At 66.7% G+C, this 19,359-nt stretch carries 17 protein-coding genes and 1 tRNA gene; 13 read left to right on the forward strand and 5 right to left on the reverse strand.

Annotated features, from left to right (window positions below):
• Positions 1–218: 218 nt before the first annotated feature.
• Positions 219–401, forward strand: a complete 183-nt coding sequence (locus AC1RDS_RS06110) for a hypothetical protein (protein WP_026436983.1) — start codon at positions 219–221, stop codon at positions 399–401.
• Positions 402–482: 81 nt separating this feature from the next.
• Here AC1RDS_RS06110 and AC1RDS_RS06115 read toward each other — a convergent pair whose 3' ends face one another.
• Genes AC1RDS_RS06115 through AC1RDS_RS06125 form a run of 3 tightly spaced genes read right to left on the reverse strand, consistent with a single transcriptional unit; the run spans position 483 to position 2,990 of the window.
• Positions 483–1,160 carry a hypothetical protein gene (locus tag AC1RDS_RS06115; RefSeq protein ID WP_238323237.1) on the reverse strand — a complete coding sequence of 226 codons (678 nt, stop codon included), beginning with the start codon at positions 1,158–1,160 and terminating at the stop codon, positions 483–485.
• Positions 1,157–2,155 (reverse strand): MlaD family protein, encoded by a 999-nt coding sequence (locus tag AC1RDS_RS06120; RefSeq protein ID WP_026436985.1) that lies wholly within the window; start codon positions 2,153–2,155, stop codon positions 1,157–1,159. Before AC1RDS_RS06120 ends, AC1RDS_RS06115 begins: the two co-directional genes overlap by 4 nt.
• A gap of 34 nt (positions 2,156–2,189) precedes the next feature.
• A complete protein-coding gene (locus AC1RDS_RS06125) occupies positions 2,190–2,990 on the reverse strand; it encodes an MlaE family ABC transporter permease (RefSeq protein ID WP_026436986.1) in 801 nt (266 codons plus the stop codon).
• A gap of 247 nt (positions 2,991–3,237) precedes the next feature.
• On the opposite strand from AC1RDS_RS06125, the gene AC1RDS_RS06130 reads away from it, so the two are divergent.
• The 7 genes from AC1RDS_RS06130 (at position 3,238) to AC1RDS_RS06160 (ending at position 8,507) form a co-directional block, all read left to right on the forward strand.
• Positions 3,238–3,870 (forward strand): YitT family protein, encoded by a 633-nt coding sequence (locus AC1RDS_RS06130; protein ID WP_092696583.1) that lies wholly within the window; start codon positions 3,238–3,240, stop codon positions 3,868–3,870.
• A gap of 47 nt (positions 3,871–3,917) precedes the next feature.
• Positions 3,918–4,325, forward strand: a complete 408-nt coding sequence (locus AC1RDS_RS06135; RefSeq protein ID WP_092696582.1) for a hypothetical protein — start codon at positions 3,918–3,920, stop codon at positions 4,323–4,325.
• Between the two features lie 125 nt (positions 4,326–4,450).
• Positions 4,451–4,948 carry a cupredoxin domain-containing protein gene (locus AC1RDS_RS06140; protein WP_092696581.1) on the forward strand — a complete coding sequence of 166 codons (498 nt, stop codon included), beginning with the start codon at positions 4,451–4,453 and terminating at the stop codon, positions 4,946–4,948.
• A 41-nt stretch (positions 4,949–4,989) separates the two neighbouring features.
• Positions 4,990–5,514 (forward strand): DUF411 domain-containing protein, encoded by a 525-nt coding sequence (locus tag AC1RDS_RS06145; RefSeq protein ID WP_092696580.1) that lies wholly within the window; start codon positions 4,990–4,992, stop codon positions 5,512–5,514.
• A complete protein-coding gene (locus AC1RDS_RS06150; protein WP_092696579.1) occupies positions 5,511–5,897 on the forward strand; it encodes a copper-binding protein in 387 nt (128 codons plus the stop codon). Before AC1RDS_RS06145 ends, AC1RDS_RS06150 begins: the two co-directional genes overlap by 4 nt.
• Before the next feature lie 84 nt (positions 5,898–5,981).
• Positions 5,982–6,986, forward strand: coding sequence for a P1 family peptidase (locus AC1RDS_RS06155; protein ID WP_348683997.1), 1,005 nt, complete (start codon positions 5,982–5,984; stop codon positions 6,984–6,986).
• Between the two features lie 198 nt (positions 6,987–7,184).
• Positions 7,185–8,507 carry a TAXI family TRAP transporter solute-binding subunit gene (locus AC1RDS_RS06160; RefSeq protein ID WP_348683996.1) on the forward strand — a complete coding sequence of 441 codons (1,323 nt, stop codon included), beginning with the start codon at positions 7,185–7,187 and terminating at the stop codon, positions 8,505–8,507.
• A gap of 48 nt (positions 8,508–8,555) precedes the next feature.
• Here AC1RDS_RS06160 and AC1RDS_RS06165 read toward each other — a convergent pair whose 3' ends face one another.
• Together AC1RDS_RS06165 and ettA are read right to left on the reverse strand one after the other, a co-directional pair.
• Entirely contained in the window at positions 8,556–10,937 is a 2,382-nt protein-coding gene (locus AC1RDS_RS06165; protein WP_092696578.1) for a DUF1631 family protein, read from the reverse strand.
• Between the two features lie 59 nt (positions 10,938–10,996).
• Positions 10,997–12,658: an energy-dependent translational throttle protein EttA gene (ettA, locus tag AC1RDS_RS06170; protein ID WP_092696577.1), complete on the reverse strand. Its 1,662-nt coding sequence runs from the start codon at positions 12,656–12,658 to the stop codon at positions 10,997–10,999.
• Positions 12,659–12,901: 243 nt separating this feature from the next.
• Here ettA and AC1RDS_RS06175 point away from each other — a divergent pair, with 243 nt between their 5' ends.
• The 5 genes from AC1RDS_RS06175 (at position 12,902) to AC1RDS_RS06195 (ending at position 19,192) form a co-directional block, all read left to right on the forward strand.
• Positions 12,902–14,650, forward strand: coding sequence for a DEAD/DEAH box helicase (locus tag AC1RDS_RS06175; RefSeq protein ID WP_348683992.1), 1,749 nt, complete (start codon positions 12,902–12,904; stop codon positions 14,648–14,650).
• A gap of 342 nt (positions 14,651–14,992) precedes the next feature.
• Complete coding sequence (locus tag AC1RDS_RS06180; RefSeq protein WP_425285629.1) at positions 14,993–16,852, forward strand: M14 family metallopeptidase; 1,860 nt, start codon at positions 14,993–14,995, stop codon at positions 16,850–16,852.
• Between the two features lie 87 nt (positions 16,853–16,939).
• Positions 16,940–17,016: transfer RNA gene (locus tag AC1RDS_RS06185), tRNA-Arg, on the forward strand.
• A gap of 229 nt (positions 17,017–17,245) precedes the next feature.
• Positions 17,246–18,298, forward strand: a complete 1,053-nt coding sequence (locus AC1RDS_RS06190; RefSeq protein WP_092696574.1) for an extracellular solute-binding protein — start codon at positions 17,246–17,248, stop codon at positions 18,296–18,298.
• A 135-nt stretch (positions 18,299–18,433) separates the two neighbouring features.
• The gene (locus AC1RDS_RS06195) at positions 18,434–19,192 is read left to right on the forward strand and encodes a 3-hydroxyacyl-CoA dehydrogenase (RefSeq protein WP_092696573.1); all 759 of its coding nucleotides are present in this window, start codon (positions 18,434–18,436) and stop codon (positions 19,190–19,192) included.
• The last annotated feature ends 167 nt before the right edge of the window (positions 19,193–19,359 follow it).

Genomic DNA, 19,359 nt, shown 5'->3' on the forward strand with positions numbered 1-19,359 from the left:
TCTTGCAAGGCAAGGCCTGCCAGTCAGCCCTCTGCGGGATGTGCCAAACATGCAACAAAACAATCCCACGCCAGGAGTTGCAAGTTTCGCTGTTGTCTTACAGACGGAACCGGTGCGGTCTGATGAAATCCCACCAACCAGCCAGCCAGCCAGCCATTGAGGCTCGCTGGAGGTTGTTGAGACCTTCCGATCCTTTTCCCTTGTGGAGGATTACCGCCATGAACCGCCACCCCATTCCATCCGGTACCCGTGCCATCGCGGCATTCACCGTCACGGTGGTTCTGTCGGTCTTGGCTGCAGGATTGGGATTGCTGCCCGACATTGCAGTGCAGTCGGCCGATTCCATGGCGCACTTGCCCAGCCAGCTCGATCAGTTGTTGCCGGCAGGGCTGCTCGAATAAGCATCCGTTCGGCAGCTGAGGCGGGCTGGAAGTCTCCGGGCTTTGCGTTGGTGGTTGGTCTCGCCACCCACGGCTCTCCCGTCAATCAGGCTTGCCGCCCCGCTCCACGATGGCGATGCGCCGCTGGAGCGCGGCAGCGGCCCCGGTGTCGCCTGCGGCCTGGGCGCGCTCGGCCTGCACCATCAGCCAGGCCAGCAAGGGCCTGCGCCAGCCCTGTGCCGATGCGGTTTCCACCGCCACCGACAGGGTGGCCGGTGTGGCACGGCCGGTTTTCAGCAGCACCCCCGCGGCCACCAGGCGCGACAAGGGGTCCGGGATGCCGGAGAGCCCGGCCCCGGCCTGGGCCACGCTGCGCTGGGCGGGGGGCAGTTGCGCTGCGTTCTGTGCGGCGAGCTGGCCGGCCAGGTAATCTGCGTAGGCCTTTTCGCTGGCGGGGGCATCGCGCCGCAGTGCTTCAAACGCGGCGCAGGGCTCGAACACCAGGCTGGCCACGCGCCCGGCGCAGCGCAGCAGCTCCAGCCGGGCCAGCAGATCCAGGCGGCCGGTACGGGCCAGGGCTTCGCGGGCCCGGGTCCATTCGAGTTGTTCCACCCGGTTGTCGCCGGCAAGGTAGGCGCTCTGGGCCTTTTGCGATGCGCCATGGGCGTCCATCTGCCATTCGGGGGTGGGCGGGCCGCTGGCACAGGCCGCCAGCAGCCCAACCGCGCACAGCACGCCCCAGCGGGTCAGTGCCTTCATCGGTGCAGGGGCGATGGTCATGGCAGTTGCAGCTCCGTGTTGCGCGCAAAGGGCCATTTGCGGTTGATTTCGTTGACCAGGCTTTCCACCTTGCGCAGATTGCTTTCCACCTCGGCGCGCAGGGCGCCCAGGTCGGTGGTGGCCTCGCGGGCGTTGGCGCCAATGGCCTGCGCCTCGACCAGCACCGCATCCACCTTGCGTAGGCTGGCCCGGGTTTCGGCCAGCAGGCCGTTGAGCTGCACCACGGTGGCGCGGACCTCGGGCACCAGGGCATCCTTGCCGCCCTGGCCAAAGACCTGTCGGTCGGCGCGCGCCACCATGCCGTCCAGGCGGGCCAGCAAGGCGTTGGTGCGCTCCAGCGTGGCCACCACTTTGCCGGCATCGGCCTCGTTGCCCATGAGCACGCCCAAAGCGCCGCCCGGCCCGTTCAGCCGCGCGGCCAGTTCCTGCACCTGCCCGAGGCTGCTGCCCAGGGCGGCGTCCTGGGCCGTGAGGGCGTTGAGGTTGCCCAGCAGCTCGCGCGCCGATGCCATGAGCTGGGGGATTTCGGCCGTGGCATCGCCGCGCAGCACGGGCCGCACGGCGCCGTCGGGCAACAGCGGGTCGGCCAGCATGCCAGTGTAGGCGCGGATATTGGTGCCCCCCACCACGCCGCGCACCAGGGTGAACACGCTCGACTGGCGCAGCCAGTGCGCGTCCTTGCGCGGCACATCCACGACGATGCGGGCATTGCCGTCGTCGGACAGCTCGATGCGCCGCACACGGCCGATCGGAAAGCCCGAGAACGTCATGTCCATGCCCACCACCACGCCTTCGGAGTCGTCGGCCGTGAGCACCAGCGTCTGCGTGGGCTCGAAGGCGCCGCGCGCATACAGCAGGTACAGGCCCGAACCCACGATGAGCGCCAGCGTGAACAGCAGCAACGCCGTGGCCTTGAGCTGCAGATGGGCCACGGGGCGCAGCGTTTCCACCAGCGGCGGCGGTGGCTGCAGTGAGGAAGGGGTAGGTTCTGTCATGGCGCGTTGCAGGGGTTCGGTAAAGCCATCCAACTCAATAGTAGTTGCCGACGAGCGAGCCCACCTCGATCAGCAGCAGCACGGCAAACATGCGTGCGAGGCCGCCCAGCTCGGAGTCGGGCGCAGCGCCCTCGCCCGCGTCGTACATGCCGGCCGCCGTGGGGATCAGGGCCACGGCCAGGCTGGAAAACAGTGTTTTCAGGACAAACACCAGCGTCACCGCCGGCGAGAACACATGGCCGAACATGCGCGTGTAGCCGGGCAGGCCGGCCAGATTGAAGCCATACACGCTGATATAGGCCATGACCAGCGCCACCACGCACGACAGCGCGGCCAGCGTGATGCTGGCAAACACACCGGCCACCACGCGCGGCAGCAGCTCCATGCGCATGGGGTCGCCCCCCTGGGCACGCAGGGCCTCGAAATGGCCCGACTGGCGCAGCAGCGCCAGTTGCGTGCCGTGGGGGATGGTGCAGCGCATGGCCACGAACAGCGTGGCCGTGAGCGGGATGAGTTCGAGCACCAGCACGCGAATCACCATTTCGAGCGCGTAGCGCGACAGGCCATAGCTGAGCGCCGTCACCACCACGATGCGCGTGATGACCAGGGCCAGCAAGGCCGCCAGCACCGTGAACCCCAGCAGGATGGGCGCCGTGTCGAGGTAGATCTGGCGCGCCAGCGTGCGGCGGGCCGACGGGCTGTAGCTGGATGGCGACAGCACCAGCACCAGCACCACCGCCCCCAGGTACACGATGCGCCCCCAGGCCAGCGCCCAGCGCCGCGCGGTGCGCCACAGGCGCTCGGGCAGCGAATATCCGGGCAAGTGGAAAAGCATGGGCGAATCATAGCGGCCAGCCACCATGGAATTTGAAACAAAATACCACGCAAGCGCTTGATGCGTATGCGCAAGAAGCTATTAATTAAGTAGCACCACGGAGTTTTGGGCAGGGACCTCCATTCCCGGAGACGCAAAGGGCCAGACCGCCCGGCAAAACAGGCCCTTACCCCCGAACTTGACGCAAAGCAAGCCGGGCATGGCCCCTGCATGGTCCAATCCACTCCCGCCACGCCCACGCCGCCCCATGACCCGCTCGACCACCGCCCCCGCCACACCGCCAGCCACCGTGCCGCACAGCGCCACCGAAGATGCGGTGGCGATCTTCACCGGCGTGCTGCTGATCTCGGTGGGTGTGGCCTTTTTCACCAGCGCCGGGCTGCTGACGGGGGGCACGGCGGGGCTGGCCTTCTTGCTGCACTACGCCACGGGCATCGGCTTTGGCAAGATCTTCTTTGTGCTCAACCTGCCGTTTTACTGGCTGGCGCTGCGCAAGCTGGGGCGCGAGTTCACGCTCAAGACCTTTGCCGCGGTGCTGCTGCTGTCGGTGCTGACCGAATGGCAGGCGCAGTTCTTGCAATTTTCCCACTTGCAGCCGCTGTATGCCGCCATCGCGGGTGGCCTGATCACGGGCACGGGCTTTCTGGTGCTGTTCCGCCACCGCTGCAGCCTGGGCGGCGTGGGCATAGCGGCCCTGTACCTGCAAGACAGCTACGGCTGGCGCGCGGGCAAGGTGCAGATGGCGGTGGACTGCTGCATCGTGCTGCTGGCGCTGTGGACGGTGGAGCCGGTGCGCGTGGCCTGGTCGATTGCCGGCGCCGTGGCCCTGAACCTGGTGCTGGCCATGAACCACCGGCCCGGGCGCTACATGGCGGTGTAGCGGCGGGCGGCATGGAACCTTTTGGCGCTGGCGCCTATCATTCAGGCATGCGTCGCATCCTGTCCCTGGCTTTGGTGGTCATGCTGGTCCTTCGGGGCCTCGTGGGCACCGCCCTGGCCGCCGGGGTCATGCCCACCCTGCCGGTGCAGGGCGCAGAAATGCAGACGCCAGCGGGTTCCGCCGGGAACCACGCGGGGCACGCAGTGCATGCCGACCATGGCGATGCCCACCAGGCCGCCGCCCCGGCCAGCTGCCACGGCACCCCCGCCACCGACTGCAGCCCGCACCAGCACAGCCCCAGCTGCGCTGACTGCGACGTCTGCCATTCGGCGGTGCTGGCGCCGCCTGCGTTGCCACTGCAGCCCCTGCATCTGCGCAGCACAGTGCGGCCTGCGAACACCGTGCCGTTCGCCAGCGTGCAGGCAGCGCGCACCATCAAACCACCCATCGCCTGATCTCTGACGCCCGAAGTGCGTCTGCCATGGCCTGCCCGGTCGCGCCTGCGCGCGCGGCCATGCGGGCATAACGGGGGAAACATTCTGCCGCCCACGGGCACCCATGCTGAAACCAGAAAAGAACCATGAAAATCATTCAATTCATAGCTACTTGCGCATTACTGGTAAGCACCACAAGCTCTTTTGGCCATGAAAACATGCCCCACCACAACGCCAGCGCCCCCGTGGCCAAGGAACAGAAAGACTGGGGCATTGCGGGCGATGCCCAGGCCGTGCGCCGCACCATCACGCTGCGCATGAACGACGACATGCGCTTCACCCCCAGCCACATCGAAGTGCGCGAGGGCGACACCGTGCGCCTGCGCGCCGAGAACCGCGGCAAGGTGCTGCACGAGATCGTGCTGGGCACCCAGGCCGAGCTGGCCCAGCATGCGCAGATGATGCAGAAGTTTCCCGGCATGGAACACGACGAGCCCCACATGGCCCATGTGCGCGCAGGCCGGCGTGGCGACATCGTGTGGCATTTCAACCGCCCCGGCAGCTTTGACTTTGCCTGCCTGATCCCCGGCCACTACCAGGCCGGCATGACCGGAACCATCACCGTGCTGCCCCGCAACCGCTGACTTCTTCCACCCTCCATTCATTCGTCGTCAAGGTATCCACCATGCACAACACCGCTGCTTTCTCTGCCCCCGCCACGCCGCACAGCGGCCTGCGCCGCCGCCACCTGCTCTCCGCCCTGCCCCTGGTGGGCGCGGCCCTTGTCGCGCCACGCCTGGTGCGCGCCGCCACGGGCACGCCCATCGAGGTCTGGAAAGACCCGAACTGCGGCTGCTGCCACGACTGGATTTCGCACATGGAGGCCAACGGCTTCAGCTTCACCGTGCACGACACCGGCAACAACGCCGTGCGCGCGCGCCTGGGCCTGCCGCAAAAGCTGGGCTCGTGCCACACCGCGCTGGTGGGCGGCTACCTGATCGAAGGCCATGTGCCCGCCAGCGATGTGCGTGCCCTGCTGCAGCAAAAACCCCAGGCCCTGGGCCTTACGGTACCGGGCATGCCCGTGGGCTCGCCCGGCATGGACGGCGCGGTGTACGGCAACCGCCGCGACCCCTACGATGTGCTGCTGGTGGCGCGCAATGGCAGCACCCGTGTGTTCAAAAGCTATAACCAGAAGGCCTCGTCATGAAACCACTCGCCTATGGCACCGCCGCCCTGCTGCTGGCTGGTGCACTCAGCCCCGCTTGGGCGCTGGCCCCGGCGGACGCGCACGACAGCCACCACCCGGGCGCAGCCTCTGCCGCACAGGGCGCGCAAGGCAACCCCGGCAGCACACCGGCAGACCAGAGTGAACTGAGCGAAGGCGAAATCACCCGCTGGGACCCGCGCACGCTCAAGGTCACCCTGCGCCACGGCGAGGTCAGGAACCTGGGCATGCCGCCCATGACCATGGTGTTCCGCGTGAACGACGCCAGCATGCTGGCCCCCTTCCAGCCCGGCGACAAGGTGCGCTTCCGGGTGGAGCGGCGAACCACCGGGTACTTCATCACCCGCATCGAAGCCGCGCGTTAAGAACGGCCTGCGCGGGGCGATGGGCACGCCGACGGGTTCACCGCGGCGCATGCCGTGGCGCCGCAGGGCACCATAATCCCGGCCATGATCGCACCCATTCCCGCCAGCGATGCTGGCAGCATCACCCGCGTGGCCGGCATCGAGGTGGGCCACTTCACCGATACGCGCCGCCCCACCGGCTGCACCGTGGTCATGGCGCGCGAGGGTGCGGTAGGCGGTGTCGATGTGCGCGGCGCGGCACCGGGCACGCGTGAGACCGACCTGCTGGCCCCCTGCAATCTGGTCGAACAAGTGCACGCCATCGTGCTCGCCGGCGGCAGCGCCTGGGGGCTGGAAGCCGCCACCGGCGCGGTGCGCTGGCTGGAGGAGCACGGCGTGGGGTTCGACGTGGCCGTGGGCCGCCTGCCCATCGTGCCCGCCGCCGTGCTGTTCGACCTGCTGGTGGGCGACATGCACATCCGCCCTGACGCCGCCGCGGGCTATGCCGCCTGCGCCGCCGCGTCGCGCGATGACCCCGCCGAAGGCAACGTGGGCGCCGGCACCGGTGCCGCCGTCGGCAAGGTTTTTGGCATGCAGCGGGCGATGAAGGGCGGCATGGGCACCGCTTCGATCACCGTGGGCGGCGTCACCGTGGGGGCGCTCATCGCCTGCAACGCCGTGGGCGATGTGCTCGACCCCGACACCGCCCAGGTGATTGCCGGCGCGCGCACCGAAGACGGCCTGCGCCTGCTCGACACCCGCCGCGCCCTGCTGCGCGGCGAGCGGCCCCAGCCCTTGCTGGCCGGCACCAACACCACCATCGGCGTGGTGGCCACCGACGCCGCCATCAGCAAGGTGCAGGCCCACCGCCTGGCAGTGGCCGCCCACGACGGGCTGGCGCGCAGCATCAACCCGGTGCACACCCTGTCGGACGGCGACACGCTGTTCACCCTGGGCACCGGGCTGGCAGGCAAAAATCCTGGCATGCTGGTGCTGGCCACCCTGGCCGCAGAGGTCACGGCCATCGCCACCGCCCGTGCGGTGCGCGCCGCACAGGCCCTCACCACTTCCGACGGCCTGCACCTGCCCTGCTGCGCAGATCTGGCCTAAGGCAATGCTGAACAAGTCCCCCGCGTGCCGCGCATCCCTGCTTTGGGCAGTCTGCGGCGTTGCAAATGCTCGCAATAGCGTTGGCTATTGCTGCGCTTTGCGCCTTGCAGCCCATCCCAAACCAGGGCGCGCACCATCGCGCGGACTTATTCAGCATCACCCTAACCCGCGCCCCCGGCGCAAATGACCCCGCAACCCATGCCCCAGGCTTTTCGCAACACCCTGCTCACCCTGCGCGACCTCATCGTCTCTGCCGGCCCCCTGGCCTTTGTGGCTGTGGGGCTGGTGGTGGCCGCCTACTGGTGGCTGAACCCCAACCCACCCAACCAGGTCACGCTGGCCACCGGCCCTGCGCAAAGCGCCTACGAAGAGTTTGGCAAGCGCTACCAGAAAGCCCTGGCCGCCGACGGCATCGAGGTGGTGCTGCTGCCCAGCGAGGGTTCGTTGGCCAACCTGCAGTTGCTGCGCGAGGGCAAGGCCGACGTGGCCTTTGTGCAGGGCGGAACGGCAGAGCTGCAGCCAGACGACCCCGATCAGCTGGTGTCGCTGGGCAGCCTGTTTGTCGAGCCGGTGTGGCTTTTTTATCGCACCGATGCGGCCCTGAAAGTGGCGGCCAGCGGACGCCTGGACAGCCTGCGCCAGTTGCGCGGCATGCGCGTGAACGTGGGCTCGGAAGGCAGCGGCGTGCCCACCTTGATGGACCGCTTGCTCGATGCGAACCGGGTGGAAAAAGGACAGGTGAAACTGTCGCGGCTGGAGCAGACACCCGCCACGATGGCCTTTCTGGCGGGCAAGCTGGACGCGCTGGTGTTTGCCTCGGCGCCCGAATCCCTCATGGTGCAGATGCTGCTGCAGACCCCGGGCGTGCACCTCATGGATTTTGCGCAGCACGAGGCCTATGGCCGCAAGTTTCCCTTCCTCACCCCCGTGACGTTGCCGCGCGGGGTGGTGGACCTGGCCGGCAACGTGCCCGCGCACGATGTGCGGCTGGTGGCCTCCACCACCTCGCTGCTGGCCCGCGAGGGCACCCACCCCGCGCTGTTGACGCTGTTTGCCCAGAATGCGCAGGCGCTGCATGGGGGTGCAGGCTGGTTCAACCGGGCGCGCGAGTTTCCCAGCACCCGGCACAGCGAGCTGCCCATTGCCAAGGAAGGCGAGCGCGCCATCAACGAGCCGGTGCCCCTGCTGCAACGCTACCTGCCGTTCTGGATTGCCAACCTGGTCGAGCGCATGTGGCTGGTGCTGGGCATCTTGCTGGCCGTGATGCTGCCGCTGTCGCGGGTGGTGCCGCCGATCTACCAGTTCCGGGTGCGCTCCCGGGTGTTCCGCTGGTATGGGCGTCTGCGTGAAATCGAAAACGATCACGAATCGGGCAAGGCCTTGCCGCAAGACCTGCTGGTGGCACTGGACAGGCTGGAGGCCCAGGCCGAGAAAGTGAGCGTGCCGCTGTCATATGCCGACGAGCTGTATGCGCTGCGCAACCACATCCATCTGGTGCGCAAAAAGATCCTGCGCACCTGAGCGGCTGGATGGACACACGCCCGGCGGTGCCCTCCGGTGCCGGCCTCGTCAGCGGGTTCTACCGGGTTTGGCAGGCTTTTGCGGTGGCAGCGGCGCCGCCTTGGTATCGTGGGTGCGGGCCGTGGCCGGCGCTGCATCGGGCACCACGCGCAGGGCCCCCTCGGAGGCAAGCTTGTTGCGCATGCGCCGCGTCATGGACTGGGTGCTGCCGTCGGCCGCGGTGAACAGGAACAGGGTTCCATGGGGGTTGGCCCAGGTCAGCTGGGTGCGCACGGCACGGCGGTTGGTGATCAGCTCGACCCAGGCACCGACCACCAACTCGGGGTAGAGCTTGTCGTCTGCCAGCGCTGCCGTGGTGCTCTCTGGGGCCTCCGTTTCCGAAGCCGCCACCACGGGCACCTCGCCGGCCGGATCGGCAACGGGCAATGCCGGTACAGGTTCGGCAACCGCAGCCACAGGGGCCGGCTTGTCGAAAGCCTCCTGGTGCAGGCCCACGAGCCGCTGCAAGAAGCTGCTGGTGCGGGTCGGGGAATGCTCGATCGTCTTCAGGCCTGCGCGCACCGTGGCCAGAATGCCGGGCATGGCCTTGGTGAGGCGCTCAGGTTCGGCACGCGTCAATGCCGGCTGCACGCTCCACAGCAGCAGGGGCACCAGGGCCAGATATCCGCCAGGATCCCCTTCGGAACCGTTCAGTCCCTCCGGCTGCGTCAACTGGGCCAGCGCCACCACATCGGCCCACGGGCCAGTGACAAAGTCCAGGATGTCAGCAGGCACCTGGTCCAGGTCTGGCAGCTTGCGGATATCCGCCGCAATTTTCCCGGCCAGCATTTCACGCTGTTCAGCCTGCCGCAGGATTTTCTCCTGGGCCTCCTGCTGGGCCCTGACCTTTTCCTCCTGGGTGTCCCAGACCGCATGCAAGGCCCTGAGCACGGTGTCAAAAGGCCCTGCGTCCTGGATATCCGTGACAGCCAGATGCTCGACCGCCTGGTTCAGCAAGCGCATGAACTGGCTGAAACCTGGCGCGCGCTCGGTGGTGAAAGTGCGGCTGCGCTGGGTCAGCTCGTCCAGCAGGCGCCGCGCCGGATGCGCTTCATCGGTGAAAAAGTGTCCGTCATGCTGCACCAGCTTCTTGATCGCCGGCTCCAGGCTTTGGACGGCACTCTGGACAGGCGCCAGCAGGCGGGCGTCCTGCGCAATGTTTTCCATCATGCGGCCCACCACTTCCATGGCAGCCGCCGACGAGTACGCCTGTCCATCGGCGGGAGGGACACTGGGAACCGCAATGGCCCCCAACCGACCCGCGCCGCCTGCGGCAGGGTTGCCCGACAGGCGCCCCACCAGACGTTCGAGCTGTGCCATATCCTGCATGGCCTCCGCCACGGCACCAGTCGAGAGAAATCCGCCCGCCTGGCCCGCCAGCCCTGCCTGCGCACTGGCACCCGGAGGGTCGGACCATGCAGAGTGCACACTGGCGGGCTGCGAATCCCCACCCGCATAGGCACGCGCATCAAAGGCATAGGGGTCGCCACCGCCGGCCAGCATCTGGCGCAGGATGCCTACCGTCAGCAACGCTTCCTCGGCCGCAGAGGAAATGGGCGCCGGCAACGAATCGCCTTGCCACCCGGTCGCGGCATCCACGCCAGGGGCTGTCGGCATGCCGTACCCGCTCACGGGCCCGCCCATGGAATATCGGTCATAACCGGTCGAATAGCCCCCGCCATACCCCGTGCTCTGGTGGGGCGTACCGTATCTGCTGCGTCCGGCACCACCGGCGGACACGCCGAGAACGGCATATCCCACCGGCTCGATGCCATGCTCCCGCAGACTGGCGCAGGCGCTCTTGTACTCGGTTACCAGCAACCGGCCCAGAACTTCGCGCATGTGCTGCATCCACAGCTGCCGCACTGGCGGGGCCACCCCGGTCTCGGCCACCACCCTTTGCAGTGCGCGGATGTAGTTTTCCGGGCGCAGGGGGTTGCGCTCGGGTTGGACGCTGCGCAAGCCCTGGGCGGAGCTGACCAGGGTGTTGAGCTCCGTCAGCACGGCATCGGTGGCATGCGCGGCCAGTTGCTGGGCCCGGGACAGTTCCACCTGGTCCTGCACCTCGGTTTCGTCCATGAGCGAAAGCTCACCGAAATCCATGCCCGAGTCATCGGCTGCGTGCGCACCCGTTCTGGGGGGCCCTTCGGCGAAGATTTCCAGCAGGGCCATCGGATACGCCTTGGCCAGCGATGGCTCGTGCTGTGTCAGCAACCGCAGCGCATCGTCCACCAGAGCGCGATGCTGGATATCGTGGGTGGACGATTCCTCGCCTGCCAGCGCGCTCCTGGTGGCCCGCACCAGCTGCCCCACGAGGGCTTCGCCCCCGCGCACTGCATTGACAACACAGGCGCGAAATACCGTTCTCGATCGGGACGCTGTTGGGAACATGGTGGAGAAATGAAAGAAAAGCTTCCAGTTGCAATGCTACTTGACTGGAAGCCTTCCTTTTACTTCAACGCCTTGAAACGCATGCGCTTGGGCTTCGCGCCCTCTTCACCCAGACGCCGCTTCTTGTCGGCCTCGTACTCCTGGTAGTTGCCATCGAAGAAGGTCCATTGGCTGTCGCCCTCGGCGGCCAGGATATGGGTGGCGATGCGGTCCAGGAACCAGCGATCGTGGCTGATTACCAACACTGTGCCCGCGTATTCGAGCAAAGCGTCTTCCAGCGCACGCAGGGTTTCCACGTCCAGATCGTTGGAGGGCTCGTCGAGCAGCAGCACGTTGCCACCGGAGATCAGTGTCTTGGCCAGGTGCAGGCGTCCGCGTTCGCCGCCCGAGAGCATGCCCACCTTCTTTTGCTGGTCGCCGCCATTGAAGTTGAAACGCCCGGCATAGGCCCGGCTGGCCATGGTGAACTTGCCGATGTTGATCATGTCCAGGCCGCCGGAGATGTCTTCCCAGACCGTCTTGTCGTTCGCCAGCGCATCGCGGTGCTGGTCCACGAAGGCCATCTTCACGGTGGAGCCGATCACGACTTCGCCGCTGTCGGGCTGCTCGCGGCCGGCAATCAGCTTGAACAGGGTCGATTTACCGGCACCGTTCGGGCCGATGATGCCGACGATGGCGCCGGCCGGAATGTTCATGCTCAGGTTGTCGATGAGCACACGGTCGCCGAACGACTTGGTGACGTTCCTGAACTCGATCACCTGGGTTCCCAGGCGGTCGGCCACGGGAATGAAGATCTCGTTCGTTTCGTTGCGCCGCTGGTATTCGAAATCGGACAGCTCCTCGAAACGCGCCAGGCGGGCCTTGCTCTTGGCCTGGCGGGCCTTGGGGTTCTGGCGCGACCATTCCAGCTCTTTTTTCAGGGCCTTGGCGCGCGATTCCTCGCCCTTTTGCTCGGACTCCAGGCGCGCCTGCTTCTGGGTCAGCCAGTCGCTGTAGTTGCCCTTGTACGGAATGCCATGGCCCCGGTCGAGTTCCAGAATCCACTCGGCCGCGTTGTCCAGGAAGTAGCGGTCATGGGTGATGGCCACCACGGTGCCGGGATAGCGCTGCAGGAACTGCTCCAGCCAGTCCACCGATTCGGCGTCCAGGTGGTTGGTGGGCTCGTCGAGCAGCAGCATGTCGGGCTTGGACAGCAGCAGGCGGCACAGCGCCACGCGGCGCTTTTCGCCGCCCGACAGCACACCTACCTTGGCATCCCAGGATGGCAGCCGCAGGGCGTCGGCGGCGATTTCCAGCTGGTGCTCGGAGTCGGTGCCCGCGGTGGCAATGACGGCTTCCAGGCGGGCCTGCTCGGCGGCCAGCGCATCGAAATCGGCGTCGGGTTCGGCGTAGGCTGCGTACACCTCTTCGAGCTTGGCCTTGGCGGCAAACACCTCGCCCATGGCTTCCTCGACGCTTTCACGCACCGTGTGGTCCGGGTTGAGCTGCGGCTCCTGGGGCAGATAGCCAATCTTGATGCCCGGCATGGCGATGGCTTCGCCTTCGATCTCCTTGTCCACGCCCGCCATGATCTTGAGCAAGGTGGACTTGCCGGAGCCGTTGACACCCAGCACGCCGATCTTGGCGCCGGGGAAGAAGCTCAGGGAGATGTCCTTCAAGATCTGCCGCTTGGGCGGCACGGTCTTGCTGACACGGTTCATGGAAAATACGTATTGGGCCATTCGTTCTCTAACCTGCAAAAGTGGGCAGAAATTCTGCGTACAAACCGCGATTATCGGCCCATGCGACAATACGCGGCGTTGCGGGCTCCAGTTGCCCGCCACATCAGCAGTCTGCTGGGGACGAAGGAAGAGCATCTTCCGGGCTCCCACCCTTGAACCTCATCTGCCTGAGACTGGCTCGGCAACCCACCGGTTGCCACGACAGGCCGATACCCAGCGCCCCGGACGGGCGCATTCACTGACATGAAATTTGAAGAACTGAACCTGGCTCCTGCCATTTTGAAGGCCGTGCTCGAACAAGGCTACGAGACCCCCACGCCCATCCAGGCACAGGCCATTCCGGCCGTGCTGGCGGGCCATGACCTTCTGGCCGGCGCACAGACCGGCACCGGCAAGACCGCCGCGTTCACCCTGCCCATGCTGCACCGCCTGTCGCAAAGCGCAGCGCCCAAGAACAAGTTTGGCGGCAAGGGCATCCGCGCCCTGGTGCTGACCCCCACCCGCGAACTCGCCGCCCAGGTGGAAGAGTCGGTCCGCGAATACGGCAAATACCTCGATATCAACTCCACCGTGGTCTTCGGTGGCGTGGGCATGAACCCGCAGATCGACCGCATCAAGCGCGGCGTGGACATCCTGGTGGCCACCCCCGGCCGCCTGCTCGACCTGCAGCAGCAGGGCTTTCTGGACCTGTCCACCGTGCAGGTGCTGGTGCTCGACGAAGCCGACCGCATGCTGGACATGGGCTTCATCCACGACGTGAAGAAGGTGCTGGCCCTGGTGCCCCGCGAAAAGCAGAGCCTGCTGTTCTCGGCCACGTTCAGCGACGAGATCCGCGACCTGGCCAACACCCTGCTCAAGAGCCCGCAAAGCATCCAGGTCACGCCCAGCAACACCACGGTGCAGCGCATCACGCAGGTGATCCACCCCGTGGGCCGCGGCAAGAAAAAGCAGGTGCTGCTGCACATCATCCAGCAGCACAACTGGAGCCAGGTGCTGGTGTTCACCCGCACCAAGTTCGGCGCCAACAACGTGGCCGAGTTCCTGACCAAGAATGGCGTCAATGCCATGGCCCTGCATGGCAACAAGAGCCAGAGCGCCCGCACGCAGGCCCTGGCGGGCTTCAAGAGCGGTGACATCCGCGCCCTGGTGGCCACCGACATCGCTGCGCGCGGCATCGACATCGACGAGCTGCCCCACGTCGTCAACTACGAAATCCCGAACGTGTCGGAAGACTACGTGCACCGCATCGGCCGCACCGGCCGCGCGGGCAACAGCGGCGAAGCCGTCAGCCTGGTCTGCATGGACGAGGAAGGCTTCATGATGGACATCGAGCGCTTCACCAAGCAGCAGATTCCGGTGCAGGTCATCGAAGGCTTCGGCCCCGACGTCGGCGAAAAGGCCGAGCCCATCGCCATGGGCCGCCAGACCATCTGGGGCGGCGCAGGCAAGCCTCCGAGCCGTGACGTGATGCAGGCGGCAGCCAAGGCGGCGCGCAGCGAGATGATGGAACGCATCCGCACCAACAAGGCCGGCCAGGGTGGCGGCGGCGGTGACCGCGGCCCACGCCAGGCCAGCGGTGGTGGCAATGGCGGCGGCAACAGCTCCCGCTCCGGCCGCGGTGGCGGTGGTGGCGGCCAGGGCGGCGGCGCACGCGGGGGTGCCCAGGCACCTGCACGCGGCCGTGCGCGCCCGGCTGGCGGCGGCTATGAAGGCGGCAACCGCTACGACGACGCACAGCCCCCGCGCGCCAATGCCCACCTGGGCACCCATTCGGGCCACAGCAATCCGGGCCAGCGCAACGCAGGCCATTCGGCTGGCGGCCAGCCCGACCCGATGCGCACCAGCGTGGACAGCATGGCGGGCAGCGGCCGCCGCGGTGGCGGCGGTGGATACCGCGGCAACTCGGGCGGTGGCGGCTATGACGGCGGCTCGGGTAGCCGGGGCAACGGCTCCCGTGGGCCGGGCGGTTCTCGCGGCTCTTTCAGCCGCTGAGAGCCCCCAGGCAGGCCACTCCCTTGCCGGCATGCAGTGGGGCACCAGGCTCCACTGCCCCGGCGGGCAACAGGATGGCGCAGACCGTGACGGCTCTGCGCCACCACCTTCCATGGCCGCGCGAACGGCGCGATGGAGCGGGGCCTGCAGGCCCCGGACTGGTTCAGCCCGGTAACGGCCCAAGTGGCGGTGCGGGCGGCAACAGACGCTTGCCTGCCCAGGCGCCAGGGCGGCGTGCGTCCCCTCCGGCGGACTTTCGACGTGGCGGCCACTGACACACCAGCCAAGGCGCGCGCAGTTAACATCGCGCCAGGTTCGACAGGCTCCCAGGCAAGGCACACCATGACCCAGCGCCCCACTCTCTTTGTTTCAGCCACCTCCCGCGCAGCACAGCCCACACCGCTGATGGCGCGTCGCACACCGTGGCGCAGTTCCCTGGCCCTGGTGGCCTTGCTGCTGTCCGCCTGCGCCAGCACGCCACTCCCCCCCTGGCCCGGCACGCCCCCCGCCGCGCAAGCCCGTGCACCCGAGGCCCTGCCGCGCGTGCAACGCGGCACCGTGGTGCCCGCACCGCTGGGGCAGGCGCGCGACGGCGTGGTGGTCACACCGCTGCCGTCCAGCCCGCCCGCGCCCGCCGCTGCGGACACCGCTGCGGCCGCGCCCTATGGTCCGGCCGTGGCTGCGCGGTTTGCTGCCCCGCCCACCTCCTACCACACGCCTGGGCTCGCCGCAGAACGCAGCAGCTTCACCACCAACGCCGAACTGGGCGCCTGGCTGCGCGACGTGGCCGGCACCGCGCCACGCGGCGCCACGCTGGCCCGTGTTCTCAGCCTGGGCGCCTCCCAGCACGGGGAGCCCATCGAGGGCCTGCTCCTGACCCGCGCCAAGGACACGGACATTGCCAGCCTGGAAGCCAATGGCCGTTCCACCGTCGTTCTCATCGGCCAGCAGCACGGCGACGAACCGGCGGGCAGCGAAGCCCTGCTGGTGATTGCCAGAGAACTCGCACAAGGCCTGCTCGAACCCCTGCTCGATCGCATCAACGTGGTCGTGATTCCCCGGGCCAACCCCGACGGTGCGGCCCGCGGCACGCGCACCACGGCCAATGGCGTGGACATGAACCGCGACCACCTGCTCCTGAACACCCCCGAAGCCCAGGCACTGGCGCGTGTGGTGCGCGATTACCGCCCCATCCTGGTGCTGGATGCGCACGAATTCACTGTGGTCGGGCGCTATCTGCAGAAGTTCAACGCCATCCAGCGCTACGACGCCCTGCTGCAATACACCACCACGGCCAATTACCCGGAATTTCTCACCAAGGCCTCCGAGGAGTGGTACCACCAGCCCATGCTCGGCGCACTCCAGTCGCAGGGCCTGTCGAGCGAGTGGTACTACACCACCTCCACCCGGCCGGACGACCGGCGCATCTCCATGGGCGGTGCACAGCCCGACACGGGACGCAACGTGAACGGCCTGAAAAATGCCGTCAGCCTGTTGGTGGAAACCCGTGGCGTGGGCCTGGGGCGCATGCACATCCAGCGCCGCGTCCACACCCAGGTCACGGCCATCACCAGCGCCCTGCGCAGCACCGCCGAGCGCGCCACCCATCTGGAACAGGTGCGCTCTTTTGTGGCGCGCGACATCGCCTCCAAGGCCTGCAACGGCCAGGTCGTGGTGGAAGCCCAGGCCACACCCATGCAGCGGGAGCTGACCATGCTCGACCCGGAGACCGGCGCCGACCGCACACTGAAGGTGGACTGGAATTCGTCGCTCGCCCTGCGCACGGTGAAATCACGCGCCCGGCCCTGCGGCTACTGGCTGGCGCCCAGCGCCACCACGGCGGTGGAGCGCCTGCAACTGCTGGGGGTGCAGGTGCTGCGCATCGCCGAACCCGGCGCGTTGCTGGCGGATACCTACAACGAAACCGCACGCGACACCACCGAACGCGCGGACGTGCGCGGCACCGTTGCAGGCGGCGCCAGCATCATCCGCAGCCAGGTGACGCCGGTGCGCCGCGCCATCGACGTACCCGCCGGCAGCTTTTATGTGCCGCTGAACCAGGGCCTGGCCAACCTGGCCGTTGCGGCGCTGGAGCCCGACACCCAGAGCAGCTACTTTGCCAACCGCCTGATCGACGACCTCGCCAGCACGGCCCGCGTCATGACGGTGCCCTCGCTGGTTTTTGAAGAAATGGACGAGTAGCACGGCTCCTGCGCCGGGTATGATCCATCCCCTCGGGTGAGTGCCTCACTGCACCCGGGGCGCCAGCCAGGCGCCCAGCACATCCATCTGCCCGTAGCTCAACTGGATAGAGCAATAGCCTTCTAAGCTATAGGTCGGGGGTTCGAGTCCCTCCGGGCAGGCCAGGCCTGAATCTGCTGCACTTGCGGACACAATCCGAAGCCCCGTGCACCGTCTTTCCTTGGCCTGCGCCAGGCCTTTTTCCCCGATGCCGCCAAGCCGGCCCGCGCGCCATTCTCGGAGCACCCAGGATACGTTAGCTCTTCCTGCGCACTGGCTCGCTGCGCAAATTTATTGCGAATAATTCGCGTTTGCCTTATCATCCCACCATTCCAACCTCCAGAGATGTAACCCATGTCGAAGACTGTCAAAGCCCTGCTCACCGCCTGCGCCCTGGCCGCTGCAGCGGGAACCGCCATCGCCCAGGAACAGGTGGTCAACCTCTACTCGGCCCGCCACTATTCCACCGATGAAGCCCTGTACACCGGCTTCACCAAGGCCACGGGCATCAAGATCAACCGGGTGGATGCGGACGATGCAGGCATTCTGGCGCGGCTGAAGGCCGAAGGCACGGCCTCCCCTGCCGACGTGATCCTGCTGGTGGATGCTGCGCGGCTCTATCGGGGCGAGACAGACGGCCTGTTCCAGCCCATCCGCTCCAAGGTGCTGGAAGATGCCATCCCTGCCAATCTGCGCAGCCAGCCAGCAGCGGACGGCGGCATTTCCTGGTTTGGGCTCTCCACCCGCGCGCGGCTGATCGTGTTCAACAAGGCCAAGGTGCAGAAAAGCGATGTGGACACCTATGAGGAACTCGCCGATCCCAAGAACAAGGGCAAGCTGTGCATTCGTTCGGGATCGCACCCCTACAACCTGAGCCTGTTCGGCTCCGTGACCGAGCACCTTGGCGAGCAAAAGGCCGAGGCCTGGCTCAAGGGCATGGTGGCCAACCTCGCCCGTGCCCCCAAGGGCGGCGACACCGACCAGATCAAGGCCGTTGCGGCGGGCGAATGCGACATCGCCGTCACCAACAGCTATTACCTGGCACGCATGATGCGGTCCAGCAAGCCCGAAGATGTGGCCGTGGTCAACAAGGTGGGCGTGGTGTTTCCCAACCAGCAGTCCTGGGGCACCCACATGAACATCGCCGGTGGCGCCGTTGCCCGCCATGCCAAGAACCAGGCCAACGCCGTCAAGTTTCTTGAATACCTGGCCAGCCCTGAAGCACAAAATTATTTTGCCAATGGCAACAATGAATGGCCCGCCGTCAAGGGGCTGAACGTCGACAATCCTGCGCTCAAGGCCATGGCGCAAGACCAGCCCTTCAAGAGCGAAACCATTCCGATCAGCGCGGTGGGCGCCAACGTCACCAAGGTGCAGCAGATGCTGGACCGGGTGGGTTTTCCGTAAATTCACGCACTGCCCCCTGCCAAGGGGGTTGCCTGCACCTGCCCGGCACTGTCCGGGCATTTTTTTGCCTGTCAGTGCCCCAGTCCATGGGTGATAATTGACGTGAACGTCAACGTCACTTACTGGAGACACAACATGGAAATCAAAGGGAAGGTATTCATCGTGACCGGCGGCGCGTCGGGCCTGGGCGAAGGCACGGCACGCATGCTGGCAGCGCAAGGCGGCAAGGTCGTCATTGCCGACATGCAGGCGGAAAAAGGTGAAACCGTGGCCCGAGAAATTGGCGGCGCCTTCGTGAAATGCGACGTCAGCAGCGAAGCCGATGGCCAGGCCGTGGTGGCCCAAGCCGTGTCCCTAGGCAAGCTGATGGGCTTGGTGAACTGCGCAGGCATCGCGCCCGCGGAAAAGACCGTCGGCAAGAACGGCGCCCATGCCCTGGCTGTTTTCAGCAAGACCATCACGGTCAACCTGATTGGCAGCTTCAACATGATCCGCCTGGCGGCAGAAGCCATGTGCAGGAATGAACCCGAAGCCACCGGCGAGCGCGGCGTGATGATTTCCACCGCCAGCGTGGCGGCCTATGACGGCCAGATCGGCCAGGCAGCATATTCGGCGTCCAAGGGCGGCGTGGTGGGCATGACCCTTCCCATCGCCCGCGACCTGGCCCGCAACGGCATCCGCAACATGACCATTGCCCCCGGCATCTTTGGCACCCCCATGCTGTTTGGCATGCCACAGGATGTGCAGGACGCGCTCGCGGCCGGCGTGCCGTTCCCCAGCCGCCTGGGCACACCGCAGGACTATGCCAAGCTGGTGCAGCACATCTTTGAAAACGACATGCTCAATGGCGAGGTGATTCGCCTGGACGGGGCCATCCGCCTGGCGCCTCGCTGAAGAAAAAACCCCGCAAGCAAAACTCGCGGGTTTTCTTGCAAGAAAGCACAAAAAAACCGCTGCGGCCTTGCGACTGCAGCGGTTTATTATCTGGCGGAGTGGACGGGACTCGAACCCGCGACCCCCGGCGTGACAGGCCGGTATTCTAACCAACTGAACTACCACTC

The sequence above is a fragment of the Acidovorax sp. GW823-FHT02H02 genome, assembly GCF_058797075.1.